Raw genomic sequence first — 251 nt, forward strand, 5'->3', positions numbered from 1 at the left:
AGAAATATTAGGTGGTAGAAAAGGTGGAGTTCCATTAATGACTTTTGAATATGTTTTAAAAGACAAAGGGCTTACTATTGGAGAAAATTTAAAAGCAGGCAATGTTAATGTAAGAACTGATGTACAATTTGGAGTAATGGCTGGAGCTTTTGCAGGTGGTGAAGGTGACTTTACAACAGCATTTGAACCTACAGCAACTGCTATGGAAAAAGAAGGTAGTGGATATATAGTAACATCTATAGGAAAAGATT

1 pseudogene is annotated in these 251 nt (G+C 34.7%); it reads left to right on the forward strand.

Going from position 1 to position 251, the window contains the following annotated elements:
* Positions 1–251: pseudogene (locus KGF48_RS20150) on the forward strand (ABC transporter substrate-binding protein); the annotation flags it as partial.

The sequence above is a fragment of the Clostridioides sp. ZZV15-6388 genome, from assembly GCF_020657755.1.
In the GTDB taxonomy this organism is placed as follows: Bacteria; Bacillota; Clostridia; order Peptostreptococcales; family Peptostreptococcaceae; genus Clostridioides.